At 44.1% G+C, this 23120-nt stretch carries 18 protein-coding genes and 1 riboswitch; of the genes, 10 read left to right on the top strand and 8 right to left on the bottom strand.

The annotated features are described in order from the left end of the window. The first annotated feature begins 72 nt into the window (after window positions 1-72). Window positions 73-339 carry a 30S ribosomal protein S15 gene (rpsO, locus tag IP510_RS03385; protein WP_045443035.1) on the top strand — a complete coding sequence of 89 codons (267 nt, stop codon included), beginning with the start codon at window positions 73-75 and terminating at the stop codon, window positions 337-339. Window positions 340-993: 654 nt separating this feature from the next. Further along, a complete protein-coding gene (gene pnp, locus IP510_RS03390) occupies window positions 994-3096 on the top strand; it encodes a polyribonucleotide nucleotidyltransferase (protein ID WP_194363392.1) in 2103 nt (700 codons plus the stop codon). Window positions 3097-3212: 116 nt separating this feature from the next. Here the strand turns inward: pnp and IP510_RS03395 are convergent, their stop codons facing one another. The 4 genes from IP510_RS03395 to IP510_RS03410 all read right to left on the bottom strand — a co-directional run bounded on the left by IP510_RS03395 (window position 3213) and on the right by IP510_RS03410 (window position 6938). Continuing rightward, complete coding sequence (locus IP510_RS03395; RefSeq protein WP_194363393.1) at window positions 3213-3776, bottom strand: hypothetical protein; 564 nt, start codon at window positions 3774-3776, stop codon at window positions 3213-3215. A gap of 30 nt (window positions 3777-3806) precedes the next feature. Then, window positions 3807-4358: a hypothetical protein gene (locus IP510_RS03400; protein WP_194363394.1), complete on the bottom strand. Its 552-nt coding sequence runs from the start codon at window positions 4356-4358 to the stop codon at window positions 3807-3809. A gap of 120 nt (window positions 4359-4478) precedes the next feature. Continuing rightward, window positions 4479-4736, bottom strand: a complete 258-nt coding sequence (locus IP510_RS03405) for a YheV family putative metal-binding protein (RefSeq protein WP_194363395.1) — start codon at window positions 4734-4736, stop codon at window positions 4479-4481. Then, window positions 4737-6938, bottom strand: coding sequence for a M3 family metallopeptidase (locus tag IP510_RS03410; protein ID WP_194363396.1), 2202 nt, complete (start codon window positions 6936-6938; stop codon window positions 4737-4739). 525 nt (window positions 6939-7463) lie between these two features. On the opposite strand from IP510_RS03410, the gene IP510_RS03415 reads away from it, so the two are divergent. The 3 genes from IP510_RS03415 (at window position 7464) to IP510_RS03425 (ending at window position 10702) form a co-directional block, all read left to right on the top strand. Further along, window positions 7464-8576: a hypothetical protein gene (locus tag IP510_RS03415; protein ID WP_194363397.1), complete on the top strand. Its 1113-nt coding sequence runs from the start codon at window positions 7464-7466 to the stop codon at window positions 8574-8576. Between the two features lie 234 nt (window positions 8577-8810). Further along, window positions 8811-9566, top strand: a complete 756-nt coding sequence (locus IP510_RS03420) for an endonuclease/exonuclease/phosphatase family protein (protein ID WP_194363398.1) — start codon at window positions 8811-8813, stop codon at window positions 9564-9566. Between the two features lie 137 nt (window positions 9567-9703). Further along, window positions 9704-10702 carry an NADP-dependent oxidoreductase gene (locus IP510_RS03425; protein WP_194363399.1) on the top strand — a complete coding sequence of 333 codons (999 nt, stop codon included), beginning with the start codon at window positions 9704-9706 and terminating at the stop codon, window positions 10700-10702. On the opposite strand, the gene IP510_RS03430 is transcribed toward IP510_RS03425, so the two are convergent. The 3 genes from IP510_RS03430 to IP510_RS03440 all read right to left on the bottom strand — a co-directional run bounded on the left by IP510_RS03430 (window position 10699) and on the right by IP510_RS03440 (window position 14212). Further along, complete coding sequence (locus tag IP510_RS03430; protein ID WP_194363400.1) at window positions 10699-11316, bottom strand: alpha-ketoglutarate-dependent dioxygenase AlkB family protein; 618 nt, start codon at window positions 11314-11316, stop codon at window positions 10699-10701. The two genes, IP510_RS03425 and IP510_RS03430, sit on opposite strands and share 4 nt — an antisense overlap. Before the next feature lie 20 nt (window positions 11317-11336). After that, window positions 11337-12227, bottom strand: a complete 891-nt coding sequence (locus IP510_RS03435; protein ID WP_194363401.1) for an alpha/beta fold hydrolase — start codon at window positions 12225-12227, stop codon at window positions 11337-11339. 80 nt (window positions 12228-12307) lie between these two features. After that, window positions 12308-14212, bottom strand: a complete 1905-nt coding sequence (locus IP510_RS03440) for an ABC transporter ATP-binding protein (protein WP_194363402.1) — start codon at window positions 14210-14212, stop codon at window positions 12308-12310. 306 nt (window positions 14213-14518) lie between these two features. Between IP510_RS03440 and IP510_RS03445 the strand changes: the two genes are divergently transcribed. From IP510_RS03445 to IP510_RS03455, 3 genes are all read left to right on the top strand, one after another. Then, the gene (locus tag IP510_RS03445) at window positions 14519-15367 is read left to right on the top strand and encodes a DMT family transporter (RefSeq protein WP_194363403.1); all 849 of its coding nucleotides are present in this window, start codon (window positions 14519-14521) and stop codon (window positions 15365-15367) included. A gap of 194 nt (window positions 15368-15561) precedes the next feature. Continuing rightward, window positions 15562-16452: a fructose bisphosphate aldolase gene (locus IP510_RS03450; protein WP_194363404.1), complete on the top strand. Its 891-nt coding sequence runs from the start codon at window positions 15562-15564 to the stop codon at window positions 16450-16452. Window positions 16453-16639: 187 nt separating this feature from the next. Beyond that, on the top strand, window positions 16640-17968 hold the full coding sequence (locus tag IP510_RS03455; RefSeq protein WP_194363405.1) for a hypothetical protein: 1329 nt from the start codon (window positions 16640-16642) through the stop codon (window positions 17966-17968). Window positions 17969-18147: 179 nt separating this feature from the next. On the opposite strand, the gene thiC is transcribed toward IP510_RS03455, so the two are convergent. Then, a complete protein-coding gene (gene thiC / locus IP510_RS03460) occupies window positions 18148-20097 on the bottom strand; it encodes a phosphomethylpyrimidine synthase ThiC (protein ID WP_227669449.1) in 1950 nt (649 codons plus the stop codon). Window positions 20098-20343: 246 nt separating this feature from the next. Then, window positions 20344-20468: riboswitch (TPP riboswitch) on the bottom strand. Between the two features lie 303 nt (window positions 20469-20771). On the opposite strand from thiC, the gene pstS reads away from it, so the two are divergent. Beyond that, a complete protein-coding gene (pstS, locus tag IP510_RS03465) occupies window positions 20772-21926 on the top strand; it encodes a phosphate ABC transporter substrate-binding protein PstS (RefSeq protein ID WP_194363406.1) in 1155 nt (384 codons plus the stop codon). A gap of 228 nt (window positions 21927-22154) precedes the next feature. Next, window positions 22155-23105, top strand: coding sequence for a phosphate ABC transporter permease subunit PstC (gene pstC, locus IP510_RS03470; RefSeq protein WP_194363407.1), 951 nt, complete (start codon window positions 22155-22157; stop codon window positions 23103-23105). The last annotated feature ends 15 nt before the right edge of the window (window positions 23106-23120 follow it).

Raw genomic sequence — 23120 nt, forward strand, 5'->3', positions numbered from 1 at the left:
TTATTATTCTATTGCTTTAGACCTGACTAAATTACAGTCTTTTCAAAGTTTTTAGCATTGCTGGAGTTTTTTATGTTAACTAATACCGATCGTGAACAAATCATTGCTCAATACCAACGTGGCGAAAATGACACTGGTTCTCCAGAAGTTCAAGTAGCACTATTGAGCGCGCGTATCAATGATTTGCAGAACCATTTCAAAGCACATAAAGCTGACCATCATAGCCGTCGCGGTCTTATCCGTATGGTTAACACGCGTCGCAAATTGCTTGATTACCTAAAAGGTAAAGATCTTGGTCGTTACACGACTCTTATCAGCCAGCTTGGTCTACGTCGTTAATCCAACGACAATAGTACGAGTGGATGCTAAGATACTAAATGTCATTTTATGGCATGGTTTCAGTATTTTCGCTAAGCCGCTTGGCACTTGGTTGTTAAAGATAAAATAGATTTTTTAAAACGGTGTGGAATAGTTTCACGCCGTTTTTTTATGCTTATTCGTTTTATAGCCTGAGCTTTTATAGCAATATTTTATCTCATAAAAATGATTGTCGATTGAACTAAGGATATGGCCTAGTAATAACTGCACGCTAGGCTTGATATTTATGATTGATAAACGCCTCGTTTGCCAATTAATTGGTCAATGGCCACAAATCACTGTAAAATAATGCCTTGTGATTTTAATAGTATATCTACGACATAGATGGCAATCATTGGTAAGATGATTATTCATAAAGCAATGGTTTGCAAAACAATCATTCGAATGCACAGCGCAAATGCACGACTTTCAAAATTATAGAAACGTATCTGATACGGTGTTTAGCACCGAAGTCTTTTGACTTAACATCCTTTTGATAGTATTTATAGTAAAGTTAAAATCGAATCACTAGATATATAGCAGTACGATGCTAAACATATACAAAGAATTTTAATGACAGGTATCAGGTTTTATAGCACTGGTATCATTTTCGTCAGTCAACATTAGGAAAAATACATGACAATGTTCAACACTATTAAACGTGAATTTCAGTATGGCAATCAGCAGGTTGTTATCGAGACAGGCCGCGTAGCCCGTCAAGCAAACTCTATCTTGGTTCATATGGGCGGTGTTACCGTCCTAGTTGCTGCGGTCGTAAAATCTGAAGCCAAAGCTGGCCAAAACTTTTTTCCGCTAACCGTTAATTATCAAGAAAAAATGTATGCAGCTGGTAAAATTCCAGGTGCTTATGGCAAACGTGAAGGCCGTGCGAGTGAGTTTGAAACCCTAACCTCACGTCTCATTGACCGTCCGATTCGTCCACTATTTCCTGAAGGCTATGTGAACGAAATTCAAATCACAGCGACGGTTGTCTCATCAGATAAAACTCAATCAGCAGATATCGCAGCGCTAATCGGTGCTTCAGCAGCATTGGCTATCTCTGATGCGCCGTTCAACGGTCCTGTTGCTGCTGCCCGTGTTGGTTTTATCAATGGTGAATACGTACTAAACCCAACGATTGAACAGCTTAAAGAGAGTGATCTTGATCTGGTTGTGGCTGGTACTAAATCTGCGGTATTGATGGTTGAGTCAGAAGCGGCTGAGCTGTCAGAAGATCAAATGTTGGGTGCGGTATTATACGGTCATCAGCAACAACAGATCGTTATTGATAACATTGCTTCAATGGCAGAAGAGATAGGTACGGCTAAGCAGCAGTATTCTGCTCCTGAGCGTGATCAAGCGCTTACCAGCAGCATGAAAGAGCAGTTCGGCGCACAAGTTGCAGACGCTTACACCACTACAGACAAGCAAGAACGTTACGCTAAGCTTGATGAAATCAAGCAGTCAATTATTGATACACTTGCTGGTGATGCGGGGTCAGAAAGCTATGCTGATACCGTAACTGAGCTGAAAGAAATCTATAACGACCTTAAGTATCGTACGGTTCGTGACAATATCTTGTCAGGTAAACCACGTATCGATGGTCGTGATCTTGAGACGGTTCGTGCGCTTGATGTGCAGGTTGGCGTATTGCCGTTCACGCACGGTTCAGCACTATTCACTCGTGGTGAGACGCAAGCATTGGTTACTACTACCTTGGGCAACAGCCGTGATGTCAATATGATTGACTCATTAGGTGGCACGATTCGTGACCATTTCATGCTGCATTACAACTTCCCGCATTTCTCAGTGGGTGAGACGGGTCGTGAAGGCATTCCAAAACGTCGTGAAATCGGTCATGGTCGTCTAGCACGCCGCGGTGTACAAGCGATGCTACCAGACAGCGAACGCTTCCCGTATGTGATCCGTGTGGTCTCTGAGATTACTGAATCAAACGGTTCATCTTCTATGGCGTCTGTTTGCGGTGCAAGTTTGGCATTGATGGATGCAGGTGTACCAATCAAAGCACCAGTGGCTGGTATCGCAATGGGTCTAGTCAAAGAAGGCGAGCGTTTCGCTGTCTTGTCTGACATCTTAGGTGACGAAGATCATCTAGGCGATATGGACTTTAAAGTGGCTGGTTCTAAAGACGGTATTACCGCCCTTCAGATGGACATCAAAATCGAAGGCATTACGCCTGACATCATGGAGCAAGCGCTTAAGCAAGCCCATGCTGGTCGTATCCATATCCTAGACGCAATGAATCAAGTACTGCCTGAGAGCCGTACTGAAATCAATGCTCATGCACCGAACTATGCCGTTATCGAAATAAATCCAGACAAGATTCGTGATGTTATCGGTAAAGGCGGCGCAACGATTCGTCAGCTAACCGAAGAAACTGGTGCGGTTATTGATATTGATGATGCTGGTACGATCCGTATCTTTGGTGAAAACAAAGCAGCGACCAAAGCCGCTATTGGCAAAATCGAAGCATTGACTGCTGAAGTTGAAGTAGGCAAAACTTACGAAGGTACAGTTGCTCGTATCGTTGATTTTGGTGCATTTGTTAATGTGTTGCCAAATACGGATGGCCTAGTGCATATCTCACAAATCGCAGAAGAGCGCGTCGAGAATGTATCAGACTATCTAAAAGAAGGCCAGATCGTTAAAGTCTTGGTTCAAGACGTTGACAACCGTGGCCGTATCAAGCTGACTATGAAAGGTGTTGAGCAGAACTAATACTCAATATTTGATGTAGTTTACGTCATAAAAAACCGCCTTGAGATGCTCATAATGAGTGTCCAAGGCGGTTTTTTTATGGGCGAAAAATGGCAACAGTCTCTCTAGACAGTCATCTATAAGCTGATGTTTTTAGGCAAATGTATATCGACACGTAGCTTTGGTAGATCTTGTAAATACTCAGTCAATAATGCCAGAGTATCAGCCTCCCAATCTAAAGCAAGTGTACGTGTTCCATCATTTTCATTGGGTGTCATATCACGTGGATTGCTTGAGATAAGTGGACGTGCAAGTAGTGCCACCCTGCGTATGCCTTGATAGCGTATGAGCGGCATCATTTGCTGCTGTAAGTCTATCAAAGCAGCAATAAGCCAACGTTTGCGAATATGATGATAAGGGTGGTTTGATATGACAAGGTTGGCGATATAACTTGGCTGATTGCCATTACTACTGATGCCTAAACCTGCTTGCTCGCGGGCACGTTTATGGAGCAAGCAGCTGCCAACACTCAAGCTACCATCACGGCACGCACAATGGTAACGATGATAATTATCAGGGAATAAGGTTTTGGCACGCGTCAGCACAGGGTCTAAGACGACACCAGCGTTGTTGACAGGTAAGATAAGCAGTTGGGCACTGCTATTCAAAATAGAGGCATGAGTGAGTTGCAGATTTGCCATCATAAGCCCCTATATATAAAAACACTGCTTTTATTTCGACGCTGCGTCAGCCGCGCTATCTGCTTCCAACTGTGCGATTTGCTGTTCGAGCAGGGCGATTTGTTCCGCTTTCATATCAGTTAATTGTTGGTTCATTGCCAATTGTTCAGCTGCCAGTTTCTCTTGTTCGGCGAAACGTCTGCGCTCATCCTCTAAACGATCGATCTCTTCTTTGGCTAAGCTTTCCGTTTTTGGTAAAGGCGCATTTAAGATAGCTTTAGGATTTGGAGTGTCAATATTCTTGTCATCGACTATATCAATGCTTTCATCAGCGATAGTATTATCGCTAAGCACGGTTTCAGGCTCATCATTCATGGTGGCATCATCCATAGCAGCTGCTTGAGCCGCTTCGGTTTGCTCAGCTATTGATGGTGGATTACTGACAGGCAATACAGACTCTGGCTCAGGTTTTGGCCAAATGAAGTAAGCCGCAGCGATGAGCAGTAACATAAAAATCAGTATAGCCCAAACTCGCCGACCTATTTTCGCAGAGGTTGCTTTAGAGGACTTGGTTGCCAAAGGTCGTGTTTTTTTAGGGTTCATATTATGATCGATTTAAGCCAAAAACATCAGTAGCCATACTATAGCAAACTCAAAATAAAAAGCCTATCTATTGATAGATAGGCCAGTAGCGATTAGGACTTGACGCGTAATATCAAATACTTAGGATTTAAACTTTACGGTACCGCTCGTGCCTGTGCTCATGGCATCACGAGCAAGCTGATCTTCGAGATGGTTTTTGGCGCTGATAGCATCCGGATCAGGGCGATGCTCTGAATGTCCACACAGGGTACACTCGATGTATTCATCAGGTTCTGGAGCCATAATATTCACCTGTACCACCGCATCTACTTCTTGGCACTTTGGACAGCGAACGCCTGCTAAAAACCGACGTTTAGGGCTGGATGACTGATAGCGCATTTAGATGACCTCGTGCGTCGTTTGGGCATTGGCTGCAGTGTTAAGCTTTGCATCGAGAAAGCCACTATGACGTAATAAAGCATCAATACTGGCACTACGGCCACGGAAGTTCTCGAAGTTAGTCTTGGCTGGAAAACTGCCACCGACTGACAGGATAGACTCGCGGAAATCATTACCCGTTGCTGGATTAAAGATACCATCTTCTTCAAACTTACTAAATGCATCGGCAGATAGCAGCTCTGCCCATTTATAAGAGTAATAACCTGCGGCATAGCCACCGGCGAATATATGACTGAAGCCATTGGCAAAGCGGTTATAGTCGGGTGTCTGCATGACAGCAATATCGCTACGCACTGCATTTAGGGTGGCCAAAATACCGTTATAATCAAGCGCTGGCGCGTGAGCATGAATCAGTAAATCAAAAAGGGCGAACTCGATTTGGCGAAGCGTTTGCAGTCCGCTTTGGAAGTTTTTGACGGCCAATAATGCATCGAGCTTTTCTTTAGGCAATGGCTCACCAGTGTCGACATGACTACTGATAAGTGCAATACCTTTGGCATCCCATGCCCAGTTTTCCATAAACTGGCTTGGTAGTTCGACTGCATCCCACTCAACCCCATTGACACCTGCGACATCGCCAACCGTCACTTGGGTCAATAAATGATGCAAGCCGTGACCGAATTCGTGGAACAACGTCAATACTTCATCATGGGTCAATAAACTAGGTTTGCCCGCAAGTGCTGGCGTGAAATTGCCGACCATAAAGCAAACGGGTAGCTGTTTGTGGTTTTGTTCTTCATAAGTATAACGAGACTGAAAACCACTCATCCAAGCGCCGCCACGCTTACCACTGCGCGCAAATAAATCAAAGTAGAAACCGCCAATCAGTTGATCGTCAGCATCAAACAGCTGATAAAAGCGTACATCATCGTGCCAGCGAGAGGCAGAGTGAACATCAGCATCGACATTGTCAAAGTCTTGCTCCTGCACTTTGATACCGTACAAGCGCTCGACGATGGCAAACAAGCCACTGATGACTGTTGGTAATGGGAAGTAAGGACGAATCTCCTCTTGCGATAAGCTAAATTCGCTCTGCTTCACCTTTTCAGCGATATAGGCGCTATCCCACGGTTGTAGCTCATCAATTCCGTAATCCTGCGTGTATTTTTGTAATTGTGCCAAATCTACCTTAGCTGCTGGCGTGGCTTGCACAGCCAAATCACGTAAAAAGGTCTCAACCTCGGTCACACTGTCTGCCATTTTGGTTGATAGTGATACTTCAGCATAATTCTCAAAACCCAATAGCTTGGCCTTTTGCTCACGCAACGTGAGAATTTGACTCATGATATCGGCGTTGTTCAGTGATTCGCCTTTGGCATTGGTATGCGTGTCAAATTCAGAGGCACGTGTGACGTAAGCGCGGTACATAGTCTCGCGTAAATCACGATCATCAGCATGGGTCATGATAGCGAGATAGACAGGAATGTTTAGACTGGCCACATAGTAAGGAGTAGGAAGGGCATCTACATCCGTCTGGCTAAGCGTGCCGCTGGCAAGCTCGCGAGCCTTATATTGCTCGCCTGCATCTGCTAATAATGCCAAACCGCTCTCTGTCAGCCCTTTCAATTGTGACTGCTCTAACGGCAGTGCAAATGCTTGTGTCGCATCTAAGATATGATCTGAAAAGGTTGCTGATAAGGTGGATAGTTTGCTTTGAATGGCAGCAAATGTCTCTTGCTCAGCTTGAGGTAATGCGACCCCTGATAGCTCAAAACTGCGTAGTGCTAGCTCAATCACACGAGCACGGGCAGGCTCAAGTGCCGCAAAAAATTCTGTATCATTGACGATAGCTCGATAACGGCTAAATAATGGCTGATGTTGTCCAACTCGTGTGCCATAAGCAGACAGTTTCGGTAGCAGCTCATGATGCACATGACGGATCTCATCGTTACTCATCACGCCATTGAGGTGCGACAAAATACCCCAGCTACGATCCAATGCCAAATTGATATGATCAAATTGCATCACATCTCCTAGCGCTTGTTCGGCGCTTATTTTCGCAGCGTTATTGCTCTCTGTTACTGTCAATGTGTCTAAGAAAGTATTGGCAGCATCAATGGCGTCAATAACTTGGCTCTGTAGTGTGCTTGGCGCAGTATCGGCAAAGTCGACAAGGCGCAAATCTGGAGAGGTAAGTGTCATAAAGGTATCCGATATTGATGAGTTATTATGGAGAAAATCTAGTGTTACATTGTTTTGGTCACTGCTGACATATACGGCGTATTGTGATGCGAGTGGGTGACGATTTATAGTTAAGGTATATAAAAGATGGGTTCATTTAGTGAAAATACAACCTGAGTGCTCATAAACTGACCATGAAAGCTCAGGATATTGACACATGCGTGCTTTGGTTGAGATAGCCTATATATTAAACAATGCAGTGTGCTCTACTTACAAAGCGCTATCATTTGCTTGCAAATTAACCCTATAGCCAGTAAGGAGTAACTGTTAGCATCAGTATGAAGGAATATAAATATTGCCCGCTCATAGGGTATATTAATAGTATATAGATGAAAAAACGACTGATAAAAGAAAAGCATGGTTGATAGTTTACAAGCATCCGCTAAAGCCAATGCCAGTAAGCTGTAGAGCAAGAGGCTCTGATGCTATGCTGGTGAAAATCCGTTTAATATCGAAAGTAAATGATAATAAAACAAGGAGCAGTATATGAAAGCGACTCTTAAAAGTTTACGTGAAACCAAAGCCAATCCAGCGGTCAGTATCTTTGTTAAGACACATCGAGCGCATCCAGCCAATGAGCAAGATCCAATCGCTCTAAAAAATCAGCTAAAAGTCGTAGAAGACCGCTTAACTAAAGAATATGATAAGAGTACAGCGACAACTATCTTAGACAAGATTCATGCTAAGACCAGCGAATTAAACCATAACTATAACCTTGATACCTTAGCCATATTTGCCAGTACCGATGATGTACAAGTGATCCGTATGCCCATCGATACCACAGAGCGTGTGGTGATTTCGGACAGTTTTGCCACGCGTGACCTAGTTCGTGATATGGCAAGTGCCGTTCATTACTATACAGTCGTGCTGACCCGTGATAAGGCTCGCTTGATTGAAGCATCAAATGATCGTGTCATCAGAGAGTTTGATAAAGATGACGATGCACAAAACAACATGGAAAATATTCAGTTCCCTGTTGAGAACAATGGATTATATACAACAGGTGACGGCGGTTCAGATCGCTCATCAAATAATGAGAGCAGCCATCTAAAAGAATACTTTAACCAAGTCGATAAAAGCGTACAAGAGCTGTGGGGCGAGCATAAAATGCCACTTGTGATTGTGGGTGATGCAAAGAATATCGGTTACTATAAAGAAGTCTGTGATCGTCCAGACAACATCATCGCCACGGTATCAAACGCCACCAATCTAGAGGATGGTAGTGCACAGCATATCGTCGATAGTGTACAAGAATCTGTAGAAGGATATCGTACGTCATTACATCATGCTGCTTTGGGTGAGATTGACAAAGCCCGCGGTGCCAATATGTTGCAGACAGATCTACAAGAAGTATATCGCAGCGCGTTCCAAGGTGCTGGCGAGACCCTTTATGTACGCCGTGGCTATATACAATCTGCCATAATTGATGAGAAAGCACAAACATTAAGTCTTGCAGATGACGTCACTGTAGAAGGTGTAACCGATGATGCCATTGGTGAAATTATCGAGCACGTCATCCATAATGGTGGCGACGCTGTATTTATGCCGCAAGATATTATGGGTGAAGATCAACCGATTGCCTTGGTAACACGCTATTAGTTTTTATACTATTGCTATGGTGGTGACTAATATAGTGGTGGCAACGATGAGTGACAGTCTTCCGTAAATTAGCCATCAATAACACATAGGTGTAGTATGAGAGCATTGGTTCAGTGTGAGCCAATGCTTTTTGTTATCTATCATGATTAGCACAACTGACATTATGATAATAAATGCGATGACAGTTGAGCCAGCAACCTTTACTCCGTAAATATCGAGCGTATGATTAAAAATATGACCACCACCTCTTTTGTGCTGACCAGCTACAATATTCACAAAGGCATGTCACCACTGAACCGCCAAGTAAAAATGCAAGGTATTGCCAAAGCACTAGAAGCTGCGGGTGCAGATATACTGTGCTTGCAAGAAGTGCAAGGACAAAACCTCAAGCGCAACATACAATATAATGAATACCCAGATCAATCGCAGCACGAATGGTTTGGCGAGTTTTTAGATCTAGAAAACAGCTATGGTAAAAACTCAGAGTACGAGAACGGCCATCATGGTAATGCCGTATTAAGCCGATTCCCGTTAGATCCAAAACACAATGTCAATATAACCGTCAATAAGCTAGAGCAGCGCGGCGTGTTGCATTGTGAAGTGCAGCCTATCGGTTGGGATAGGCCAGTCGTTATATTATGTGCGCATTTAAATCTGTTTGAGCGTGATCGTATTAAGCAGTATGAGGCCATTACTAACTATATATGTCATGAGATTTCTGATGATCAACCATTGATTTTGGCAGGTGATTTTAATGATTGGAAGAAAATGTCTTGCGATAAACTGGCTCATGATTTGGGTATGACAGAAGCGTTCAAACACTGTCATGGTAAGCTGTTACCGACATTCCCAGCCAAGTTACCCGTACTCAGTCTAGATCGCATTTATGTGCGCAATCTGGTTGTTAAGGACGCGTGGGTACATACTGGTAAGCCTTGGTCATCGCTGTCGGATCATTTGCCGATTAGCGCAGAATTGGCTTTGCCATAAAACAGCGATAAAGTACTAAAAAAATAATGAGAAAAGTTCTATAAAATTAAGCTGCTATAAAATAAAGCTTTTATAAAATATCAATCAAAAAATGGGCATAGCATAAATCGCCCGATAACATATAAGGATATATAACGATGTCTACTAGTCATCAAATACCACACACTCAGCATGCGGTACTTATACGCGAGTTTGGTGAGCCTGAAGTGATGCAATATCAAGATGGTGTAGCGATGCCAGAATTGGTGGAAGACCAAGTATTGATAAAAATTGCCTATGCTGGCATCAACCCTGTCGATTATAAAACACGGCAAGGTAAGGGTTGGGGGGCGGCTGCCATCCAAACAGAAAAGTTCGATAATAATGAGTCAGCTATTTTAGGTTTTGATGTAGCAGGCGAAGTAGTCAGCAGTAATAGCGACGAGTTTGCTATTGGCGATAGAGTGGCCGCTTTGAGCTTTAGTGGTTGCGGCTATGCACAATATGCGGCAGTAGATGCCAAGCTACTCGCAAAAGTGCCAGAAAACGTCACATTAGAGCAAGCAGGGGCGTTGCCTTGTATCGGCCAGACGGCGTTACAGTTTGTGGATTTTGCGGATATAAAAGCAGGCGAGCATGTGGTAATCAATGCGCCAGCAGGCGGCGTCGGTCATTTATTGATTCAACTGCTCATGAATAAAGTGGCGCAAGATAATATCAAAGTAACGGTAATTTGCTCACCAGAAAAATATACCAAGCTCGATGAATTAATAGACGTATCTAAGCTAGCAGATTGGATTGATTATACTAAGGATGAGGATTTTCCTGAGCTGCAAGCGGATGTACTGTTAGATTTGGTCGGCGGTGATGCAGGTATACGAGCGCTTAGCGTGATCAAGCCTGAAGGGCATGTCTATGTATTACCCACCATTTGGGTAGATAAGCTCAAAGAAGCGGGCAGTCAAAAGAACTTAAATGTGGCGGGTTATAAGTCGGAGCGTAATGGTGACGACATGGCACGAGTTCTAAAGCTTGTCGCAGATGGTGCGCTGACGCTAAAGATTCAAAAAATCTATCCACTCTCTGAAGTCGTTGTCGCTCACCATGAGCTGCAAAAAGGCGATGCCTTTGGCAAGATAGTTTTGAAGGCTGACTAGCTCAAGACCATCTGCCGAAATGTCAGGCTAATACGCCCTTCTGGGACCTTTTTAGTCTTCGTAATGGTGTGTTTCCAAAAGGTTTGTGTATCACCATGCATCACAACCAGCTGACCAGACTCAAGATAAAGCTCGACTTTATCTTGGGTTTTTTTATGTTTAAAAACAAATTTGCGCGTGGCACCAAGAGATAGCGAGGCGATAACTGGCTGAGCACCCAGCTCTTTCTCATCATCCGCGTGATAGCCCATACCGTCAGAGCCAGAAGGGTAATAGTTAAGCAAGCAAGTATTAAAATGAGCAATAACACCAATTTTTGCTAAAGCTTGCTCAATATACTGTTTCACGTGAAACACCGCGCTTGACCATGGCACTGTTTGCCGTACATGCCCTGAGTATTGATAGTCTGCCTCTGTATCTCCCATCCAGACGATTTGTCGAGTCGTCACGTGAGTCTGTCCAAATAACGTTACGATGTCCGATTGCCAAGGGAGGTCGGTGAGTAAGGTGTTATAAAGGGTGTTGGCGTCATCGATAATTACTCCTAAATCGTTCACATTACCATCATAGGGTAGTAAATTATCGGTGGGCGCAGGGGCAAAGAGATCAGTCATAGGTTAGTGCTCCTACATCCTTATTGGCTGCTTTGATAATGTTCATTGATGATCTTAGCGCACAGTTCAGGCGCCTCCATTGGCAAAAGATGACCGTAATCTGACAGCGAAATAAGACTGCTATCTGGGACAAATTTGCGCCATTGATTGCGCACTTTGTCATTGATAAACAAAGTAGGCTTGCCTGTAATCAGCGTATAAGGACATTTAAGTTGCTTGAGCGCACTATCAATATGAGGGGCACCAAAATAGTTGGCGAGCTCTTGCTCGGGCGCGAATATCAACGTATAGCGACCATCTTTATTTTTGCTCAAGCTTTGCTCGGCAAACACTTGCAAATGCTCATCGCTGATACGTTTATAGGCACGCTGCGCCCGTAGGCTCTCATAATAATTATGGACGCTTGGCCAAGTAGTTTGCTTGATTAACGTGCTTTTAAAAGGCTCACGGTTTAGCAAAAGCTTACGCGGTAATAAGTTATATAAGGTGGCTTGGTTTTTAGTAAAGGTCACAGGCTCTATGAGATACAGCTGCGAAAATAGCTCTGGACGTTTGGCTGCTGCTATGGCGGTAGCCGTTGCGCCTTGTGAATGACCAATGCCAACAACAGGGTTGTCTTGGGTTTTTTCCAAAAATTCAATCAGCACGTCGGCATCTTGTTCGCGCGTTAGGCGACGGCTTTGCGGCTTATCGTACCAATAACCACGCAGGGCGAGGGAGCAGACCTCAAAATTATTTGTCAATGCACTTAACAATGGCGTATAAGTACCAACCGTAAAGCTGTTACCACCATAGAAGTGCGCCGTCGCGCGTGGAGTAGAGCTTGAATCTAACGGTTGATTAAACTGGCTAAGGTTATAGTAGCGTGCTTGCTTGGCATTAAGACTGATACTATTTGTGAATGCTTCCATAAAATAAACACTTCCTTGTGACTTATCTTTTATGATCTATTATTGATGATTTGTTTGCGTGTGATTTTTTCTAATAGGCCTTAATTGTCTTCGCCTAAGAAACCACCACTTTGACGCTGCCACAGTCGGGCATAGACGCCATTTAATGCCAACAGCTCATCATGGCTGCCTTGCTCGATGATACGTCCTTGATGCATGACAACCAGTCTATCCAGTGCGGCAATAGTAGAGAGGCGATGTGCAATAGCGATGACGGTTTTGCCCGTCATGATATCGTTCAAGCTCTCGGTAATGGCATATTCGATCTCAGAATCTAGCGCACTAGTCGCCTCATCTAGCAATAGAATGGGCGCATTTTTTAGCATAACACGTGAGATGGCAATGCGCTGACGTTGACCGCCAGATAGTTTGACGCCGCGTTCACCCACTTGGGTATCAAGGCCGACGTTGCCTTTGTCATCATATAAATCTTTGATGAAATCCCATGCTTGTGCTTGCTTAGCCGCTGTCATAATTTCTGCATCCGTCGCATCAGGACGACCATAGGCAATGTTTTCACGCACAGTACGATGTAGCAATGACGTATCTTGAGTCACCATACCGATTTGCCTGCGTAACGACTCTTGCGTGACTTCATCGATGGCTTGACCATCAATCAGGATTTTACCGCTATCGACATCAAAGAAGCGCAGCAATAAATTAACGAGCGTTGATTTACCAGCACCTGAGCGCCCAACCAAACCAATCTTTTCACCGGGTTTGATGTCGAGGTGAAAATCGTCTAATAACTTGGTATATGCGGTTGGCGAATGCTTAGTAGCGTCAAGAGATGCGCCTTCTATACTCTCGTCCTCATCACCTTCATAGCTAAAATCAACATGGTCAAATACGATGCGACCGTCCGTAACTGCAAGTGCCGGCGCATTAGGTTTGTCCACAATCGTTTGCGGTGCTGATAAGGTACGCATGCCGTCTTGTACTGTACCAATGCTTTCAAACAAACTGGCGGTCTGCCACATGATCCAACGTGTCAAACCATTTAAGCGTAATGCCATGGCAGTCGCAGCGGCAATCGCGCCGACACCGACGGCGCCTTGTTGCCATAAATACAGCCCAATACCGGCAGTACTACTGACCAAAATCACACTAATCATATGTGTGGACACTTCCAAATAGCTGACCCAGCGCATTTGTGCATGGACAGTGCCTAGGAATTGTCCCATGGCATTTTTGGCATAACCGAGCTCACGACGCGAATGGCTAAACAGCTTAACAGTCATGATATTGGCATATGCATCAGTGATGCGCCCCGTCATCAAGGCGCGCGCATCTGCTTGGACAATGGCCGTCTCCTTAAGTTTAGGGATAAAGTACCAAATAGTAATCGCAACCAAGACCAGCCAAATCATAAAAGGGATGAGTAACAGGCTGTCTAAATTGAATAAAATCACGCCTGAGGTGATAAAGTATACAGAGACATACATAAACATGTCAGTAACGGTCATGACGGTATCACGTACGGCTAGAGCCGTCTGCATGACTTTGGCTGAGACTCGACCCGAAAACTCATCTTGATAAAACTGCATGGACTGACCCAGCATCCGCTGATGAAAACGCCAGCGCATCTGCATGGGGAACACGCCTTGCAAGGTCTGAAAATGGATAAAAGACGATAAGGCAATCCATATCGGACTGACTATCATGACCGCGAGCATCAGGAGCAGCATATCGCCTTTTTCTAGCCATAGATTCTGCGGCGTATATACGCCCAGCCAGTCAACGATATTGCCAATCCAAGCAAATAGCATGGCCTCATAAATACCGATACCAGCGGACAAAATCATGAAAATCAGCAGCCAGCCGCGCAGTCCAGTGGTACATGCCCACAAAAACTTGAGCATACCATCACGAGGTGACGGCAATGGCATAGGGGTGTCAGGAAACGCGGGCAAACGGTTTTCGAAAAAGCGAAATAGAGCATTCATAGGCAGTAATAAAACATCAATAGCAGTACGTCAAGATGAACGAGTAAACTCGCTATCTCAAATCTTTACTTTTGTGATTGGGGTTATCCGCTATTTTAGCAAAATTACCCAGTAGACCTGCAGGCTAATTGTAATTTGAACGCAGCAGACATTATCTGGTACTTTATCTTTTGAGCGCTGATAAATGTCTGGCTCTATGATGAATATATTGCTACATTTCAAATTTTATTCAATTTAGCTGTGATAGCAGATTTGGTATTCACATCAATTGGCATAAAATATCAAAGCGTAATAAGGCAAAAAAGTATGATGTATTTAACCATTGCGGTGCTCTGTAGTGTCGCCGTTTCAGTACTTCTAAAAATATTACGACAGAAAAACATAGACATCCGCCAGACCATCGTTGCCGGTTACCCAGTCGCCTTTTTACTCACTTGGTTTTTGTTAAAGCCTGATCTGAGTAGTATCAATGCGCTTGAAAGTGCTTGGGGCATTGTCATTGCACTTGGCATCCTGCTGCCAACGGTGTTCATTATTCTTGGACGTGCTATTGAGTCAGTGGGTATGGTCGCAACTGATGCCGCGCAGCGTTTGTCTCTCATTATTCCGATTGTGGCCGCTTTTTTGTTTTTTGGTGAGATGCTGACGGGCACGCGTGTGTTTGGGTTGGTACTGGGATTTTTGGCATTGGGCGCATTGATCTATCGTCCGCAGCAGCATAATATTACTGCCCAAGCAAAACAGACGCCATTGTGGCTCTTTGGTGTGTGGGCAGGCTACGGAATCATTGACATCTTGTTCAAGCAGGTCGCCAAACATGGCACGGCGTTCCCACTGACATTGTTCCTCAGTTTTGGTCTGGCCGGTTTGCTGCTCTTTATTTATTTACTCGTGACGCGGGTGCGCTGGCAAGGCAATGCGCTAGCAGCCGGGGTACTACTGGGTACGCTAAATATGGGAAATATCTATGCTTATGTACGCGCTCACCAAGTGTTGCACGAATCGCCTAGTATCGTCTTTACGGGTATGAATGTTGGGGTCATCGCCGTGGCAACCTTGATAGGGGTTGGGGTGTTCAAAGAGACGCTTAATCGTATCAATATGCTGGGGTTAGGGCTGGCTGTTTGTTGTGTGGCGGTACTATTTTTGGCGTGATAGATTTAGGATATCGTTAATGGATATCTAATAAATTAACACATCGAAATATCTAGGCCATGCTCACGTATCCCATATAGGCAGACAAAGCATCCTATGGTAAGGTTATCTAAAAATGGCATGATCTGTATAAGCTAACAAAAACTCAATCTATAACGTTTAACTTTAATTAATAAAAACAGGATGCACTCTCAATGGAATATGACAAGCAATTACAGCGCATAAAAAACAGTTCAGGCTTTATCGCGGCGCTCGATCAAAGTGGGGGCAGTACACCCAAGGCGCTAGAAACTTATGGCGTGGGTAGTGATGATTACGATAATGACGAGGCCATGTTTGATATGGTGCATGACATGCGTGCTCGTATCATAACGTGCAAGGCTTTTGATAATGAGCGTGTCCTTGGCGCGATTTTGTTCGAAGACACCATGGAGCGTGAAATCAACGGTAAGCCAACCGCCAATTATCTGTGGGAAGATAAAAATATCGTGCCGTTTTTGAAGGTGGATAAAGGATTGGCTGAGCAAATGAGTGGCGTGCAAGTTATGAAGCCAATGCCGAACTTAGACCTATTATTAGACAAAGCAAAAAATTATCCCGTATTTGGTACTAAGATGCGCTCAGTCATCTACGAGCCAAATGTAGATGGTATCGAGCTAGTCGTACAGCAGCAGTTCGATGTGGCAAAACAAATCATCTCGAAAGGTCTAATGCCAATCGTTGAGCCAGAAGTGGATATCAATAGTAGCAGTAAGCACGAATGCGAAGTTATATTGAAGACCAATATTTTGCGCAATCTTGAGCGTTTGGGTGACGGCGTACAAGTGATGCTCAAGCTGACATTGCCAGAGGAAGCAGGGTTTTATCAAGAATTGATTGAGCATCCCAATGTATTAAAAGTAGTGGCGCTATCGGGTGGTTATAGCCGTAGTGACGCATGCGCTAAGCTCAAGAAAAACCCCGGTATGATTGCCAGCTTCTCGCGTGCCTTTACCGAAGGATTGAGTAAACAGCAAAGCGATAGCGAGTTTGCTGACACTATCAGCACCTCTATCGAAGAGATTTATCAGGCGTCGAAGGTTTAACAATTGCATTTTAACAAATAGAGTTTAAAAGCTATAATTTGGTGCTCACCAAAATCCCAACAGACAAAATATCTGTTGGGATTTTTTAGTTTATTTGTATTGATTTAGTATCAGTTTCAATCTATCATTAGCGAAATTAAGTTCACTTCTATGTTGATTGACCGTTAACCTAAATGGATATGTATTGATGAATAAACGCTATCTAAGTTTGGCTTTGGCTTCTATGTTGGCACTTTATGGCTGCGGTGGTGGTAGTGATGGCGGTAATAAAAATAGTAGTGTTACGCCAGAGACACCAGTCATACCAACTACTAAACCAGATAAGGTTGAACCACAGGTTCCAGATGTCACTTTTTCTAACGAAATGGCAGCTGAAGATGACGAGGACGTCGATCAGTACATTCGCGCACCTGCTAGGTTCGATAACGAAACTGGGAAAATGTATAAGGTTTTGCCAATTTCTGGAACACATCTTGGAAACCTATATAACGCTGACAGTGTTGAAACCACTAGGGTTTTTTATCCTGAGAGCGATAGCTATGTAACGGTCAACAAAGGCAATCTTGCTACCATGGCATCTTTTGAAGATTTGCTACAAGATAAAAACCCAAGTCTACCTGATATTTTTAACATGTTATCTGGAAATCTTGTAGATACCAGTAGCAATAGCTACAAACTCTATAAAGGTAAACGTGAAGCTGAATTTCTTCGCTATACATGTTCTCGAGCGTTAACGCTTGGTGAGCAAGAGCTATCAATGCAGTCTCAGGATTTATCAAATTTTATCAATCATTTAAACAACAATCCTTTGTGTAAAGAGGATACGGCAGTACTGGCAGCTAACTTACCTGAGGATAAAAGCAAAGCTCTAAAAGCTCTGGGTGTAACTATTGAACCCTATCTCACTCAAGAAATAGCGTGGGGGAAGACAATGGCATGGATTGGCGTGGCCTATAGTGACGACGTCCTTGGTACTACTAACTCAGTACAGCAAATTATTGATGAGCTATCTCGCAAAGGTATTCATCATATTGGTTTGCTCAGTGCAATGGGAGGCACTAACGACAAAGTTATGCTGAATTCTCTGACAGAAGTAGATGTTGTTTTGGGTAATTTAGATACTTCAGCAAACGAGACAGATTTTTCAGAACTGAAGACCAACTTAAATCAAAAATTGGATAGTTATAAATTTGAAACGATGAACAGGGGTGGACAGAAAGTCTGTATGAGTTATAACAGCAACAAAATATTGACGTCAAGCTCCTATGAGGCTGAGACAAATATCAAAGGTGAAGTAACACAGTGCGAAGGTTCGGTATACCTCTATATAGATAAACCTGATACTCGCTACAATGAGGAAGTTTATTCTTACTCAGAGTTTCATGAGTACATAAAAGGGCTTAACAATGCCTTGGATAATTTTGGCAGTGACAAAGAGTTTTATATTGTCTCCAAGCTAGAATCTACAGGTATTGAGGAAATTCGAAAAATCGAGAAAAAATATCCACTGAATTGAGTATTCAATTTTTAAAGATATTGAGAGTTATTTTAAAAAAAGCTCGAACCTGATTATCAGGTTCGAGCTTTTTTGACGCGCTGCTATATAGTTTGCCTACAGCTCTTTATGTCACTGACGTCCTTCGCTATTATATTTAGCAGTTCAATCAAATGATTCATATCCGTTAAGTCGTCTATTTATGATGCAGCTTTTTGGTTAGCGGCATCTTTATTCAGCCCCGCCGCATAATCCCGTACGTTTTGAGTGATCTTCATTGAGCAAAATTTAGGACCACACATCGAGCAAAAATGGGCAACTTTGTGCGCGTCTTTTGGGAGGGTCTCATCATGGAACTCACGTGCCGTGTCAGGGTCAAGCGCCAGATTAAATTGATCGTCCCAGCGGAATTCAAAACGGGCTTTTGATAACGCATTGTCACGCGCCTGTGCCCCAGGATGACCTTTGGCCAAGTCGGCTGCGTGAGCAGCGATCTTATAAGTGATGATGCCGTCTTTGACGTCTTTTTTATTGGGCAGACCCAAGTGTTCTTTTGGCGTCACATAGCACAGCATCGCTGTACCAAACCAACCAATCATCGCAGCCCCTATGGCACTGGTGATATGGTCGTAGCCGGGTGCGATGTCAGTCGTCAAAGGCCCTAATGTATAAAATGGTGCATCAGCACATAGCTCAAGCTGCAAATCCATATTTTCTTTAATACGGTTCATGGCGACATGCCCAGGCCCTTCAACCATGACTTGCACATCGTGCTTCCATGCCATTTTGGTCAGCTCGCCCAAGGTTTTGAGTTCGCTAAACTGCGCTTCGTCATTGGCATCTTGTAAACACCCAGGGCGCAGGCCATCACCTAAGCTAAAGGCGACATCGTAGGCTTTCATAATCTCACAGATATCTTCAAAGTGCGTGTACAAAAAGCTTTCTTGTTGATGCACCATGCACCACTGCGCCATGATAGAGCCGCCACGCGACACAATACCTGTTAGGCGTCCGGCAGTCATCGGCACATAATCCAACAGCACACCTGCGTGAATGGTGAAGTAATCCACCCCTTGCTCGGCTTGTTCAATGAGCGTATCGCGGAATATCTCCCACGTTAGGTCTTCAGCCACGCCATCGACTTTTTCTAGTGCTTGATAAATAGGGACAGTACCAATCGGCACGGGCGAGTTACGAATCAGCCATTCGCGGGTTTCGTGAATATGATTACCAGTCGATAAATCCATGATGTTGTCAGCGCCCCAACGCGTGGCCCATGTCATTTTAGACACTTCTTCATCAATAGAAGAGCCGAGCGCTGAGTTACCGATATTGGCGTTGATTTTAACTAAGAAATTACGCCCAATAATCATCGGCTCAGATTCTGGATGGTTAATGTTATTTGGAATAATGGCACGTCCAGCCGCCACTTCACTACGCACAAACTCAGGGGTAATAACCGTCGGCGTGTTGGCACCAAAGTTCTCACCGTCGTGCTGACGCATATCGGTCAGCTCATGCTGCTTTTGCGTTTCACGAATGGCGATATATTCCATCTCAGGAGTGATAATACCGCGACGTGCGTAGTACATTTGCGTGACGTTTCCAGCTTTGCCATCAACATCTTTGGCGCGGCGCGGTTTATCAATGTGAGCAAATCTAAGGTTAGCAGTACTAATGTCACGAGCGCGCGCCAGACCATAAGCACTAGACAATCCACTTAATTGTTCGGTATCACCGCGCTCGTTTATCCAGCCTTCACGCAGCTTTGGCAAGCCTTTGGTCAAATCAATCTCGACATTGGGATCGGTATAAACGCCAGAGGTGTCATAAACATAAAAGGGTGGGTTCTGTTCCCATTCGTTTTCAGAAACGCCTTGCACAGGGGTAGGGTCAAGCGTGATCTCGCGCATAGGTACTTGAATATCAGGGCGTGAGCCTTCGATATACACTTTACGGGACGCAGGCAAAATACGGTGTAAGTCGCGCGCATCCTCTTCAAAGCGCACGTCTGTTTGATCACGGTGAGCAGGTGTTTTTAGGGCGTTTGCCTTTTTATCCGCTTTGCTGTCAGTGGCATTGAGTGAGGCACTGGCTGGGATATGGGTTTGAGCGGCATGGGTATTCGAGGTGGTGCTTGAAATAGTCATATGCTGTCCTAGCGTGTTGGTTTTTGAATAAAATCAACACCGCCAGTATCTGCGGAGGTAGCATCCATCATCTAGACAAGTTCATATTGTGAGTACAAGCCTACAACTAAAAACATCATCGCAGGTATCGGTCATCAAATATCAGACGCAGCTTTATATCGATCGTCGCTATCTGGTCATGCATTACGCATATTAAGACAGTAGTGATGATAAAAAGGTATTTCTACGCGTCCATTGTCATAAATAACAAAGTGCTTAAGACTTCCCTGCGTCGGTACTAACCGCATCAGGTTCGGCGGGTGATCTCTCAGCGAATGTATTAGAACCAACGATCAGTCAGTCAATAACACACCGCACCCCGAGTCTGTCAGTGTTGTGAATCTTACTCATACTAACAAAATTCTGCACCAACGGCCAATAGTATTTGACTAAGTATATGACAACTTAAGGTGACATCTGATTGTTCATATGAGTACGGCTGTATCAGCGCGTTAAGTATAAGGTATTGATATTATTTATGTTTATTGAAAATATCTCAGTGCTACCTAAATATTATGTAAAGCGAATGAAAGATTGTGACAACTGTCATGAAACTGTCATAAAGATTTGGCAAGATAGCATGCATATCACAAACGATGCTTTTTCATACCGTTGTTAAACTTTAGGAGCTCTACATGCGTTATTCGTTATTGGCAGTGGCTGTTAGTTGCACATTGATGCTCACGGCGTGTAATAAATCAACAGAGACGGCAGAGACCCCTGCTGACACGAGCAGTAGCGCTGTCACGACAACTGAAACGACACCTTCTACTACTTCAGGTTTTAAATCTGCTGAAAATATCGCCATGAATATCACGGGTGCAGGTGCATCATTTCCGCAACCTATCTATGCCAAATGGTCTTATGACTACAATGCTGCTACCGGCGGCCAAGTCAACTATCAGTCGATTGGTTCATCTGGTGGTATCAAGCAAATTCAATCAAAAACGGTCGATTTTGGTGCCTCTGATGCGCCATTGACACCTGAAGAGCTAGAAGAATCTGGCCTTATCCAGTTCCCGACAGTTATCGGTGGTGTTGTGCCAATCGTCAATATCGATGGCATTGAGCCTGGTGCATTGAAGTTAGATGGTGAAACTTTAGCCAATATTTATTTAGGTAAAATTAGCAAGTGGAACGATCCTGCTATCACTGCTATGAATCCAGATTTAACGCTACCTGATGCTGCTATTACCACAGTATTCCGCTCAGATGGTTCTGGCACCACTTTTAACTTTACTGACTATCTAGCCAAAGTCTCACCAGACTGGAAAGACACAGTTGGTGTTGATAAAACAGTCAAATGGCCAACGTCTGCAACTGGTGCAGGTGGTAAAGGTAACGAAGGGGTTTCAAGCTACGTAAACCGTATGAAAAACTCTATTGGTTATGTGGAATATGCCTACGCTAAGCAAAACAAAATGTCACATACGGCACTGAAAAATGCCGCTGGCAACATCGTTCAGCCATCTGCTGAGACCTTTGCTGCTGCAGGTGACATTGACTGGTCGCAACAAGAAGGCTTTTATAAAGTCATCACTAACTCTGAGACTGCGCAAGCATGGCCTATCGCTGCTGCGACCTTTATCTTGGTACATAAGCAACCAGAGAATCCTCAGCAAGTAGCTGGTGTATTGAACTTCTTTGATTGGGCCTACACCCAAGGTGATGACAGCGCCATGTCACTAGACTATGTACCATTCTCTGATACAGCAGTGGCTTTATTCAAAGCGAAATGGAACGACGTCAAAGGTAGCGATGGTCAGCCTGTTTATAAGCCTGCACAGTAATATTCCTACGCTAGTCATTGTTTTATAACTTTATAAATCTCCTCTTAAATCACTATTCTCCGGTAGTGGTTTGAGAGGTTTTATCACAGCAAATTTGACCATAATATTGATAGTACTGATGGGTATATTGAGAACCACCATCAATGATTATATGGGTTGAGTTTGCTGTCATAAGACTAAACGAAAATACTGGTTTTTTGAATTCACCCATTCAATGCTGAGACACTTATGACAGACTTAAGGTCCCAACTGGCTAAACAAAAACGTTACGACGCTTTATTTGTCAATTCTACTAAAGCGTTTGCCATACTGGTGCTCCTATCTTTAGGGGGCATTTTGGTGTCTCTCATTATTGGTGCTTGGCCAAGTATTCAAACTTTTGGCCTTGGATTTTATACCAGTAACAATTGGGACACGGTCGCCAATGAGTACGGTGCACTTGCACCTATTTATGGCACCTTGGTGACGTCATTTATCGCCATTGCGATCGCCGTTCCTGTCAGTTTTGGGATTGCCATATTTTTGACCGAGATGTGTCCTAAGTTCCTCAAAAAACCACTTGGTATCGCCATCGAGCTATTGGCTGGTATCCCTTCTATCATTTATGGTATGTGGGGATTGTTTGTCTTTGCGCCATTCTTTGGCGATCACATTCAGCCATGGTTCATCGAGCACATTGGTCCATTGCCTATCATCGGTAAACTGTTTGAAGGTGCACCCATGGGGCTAGGGATGTTTACCGCATCTCTTGTACTTGCCATTATGATTATCCCATTTATCGCCGCCACCATGCGTGACGTTTTCTCTGTCGTGCCAGATCTGCTCAAAGAGTCAGCCTACGGTATGGGCGCGACGACGTGGGAAGTGATGTTCAAGATTATCTTGCCTTATACCAAAGCCGGTGTCGTTGGCGGCGTTATCTTGGGGCTTGGCCGTGCATTGGGTGAGACCATGGCAGTGACCTTCTTGATTGGTAATGCCTTTAACATCAGCCCAAGCCTGTTTACCTCAGGCGTGACGATTACCTCAGCCTTAGCCAACGAGTTTGCTGAAGCGTCGAGCGAGCTACATCTGGCATCTTTATTACATTTAGGCTTAATCTTGTTTGTTATCACCTTCATCGTGCTGTCTTTAGCCAAATTAATGCTCATGCGCATGGACCACAAAGCAGGCAATTGATCAGATCCAAACGGA

It is taken from the genome of Psychrobacter sp. NG254 (assembly GCF_015277735.1).
Classification (GTDB): Bacteria; Pseudomonadota; Gammaproteobacteria; order Pseudomonadales; family Moraxellaceae; genus Psychrobacter.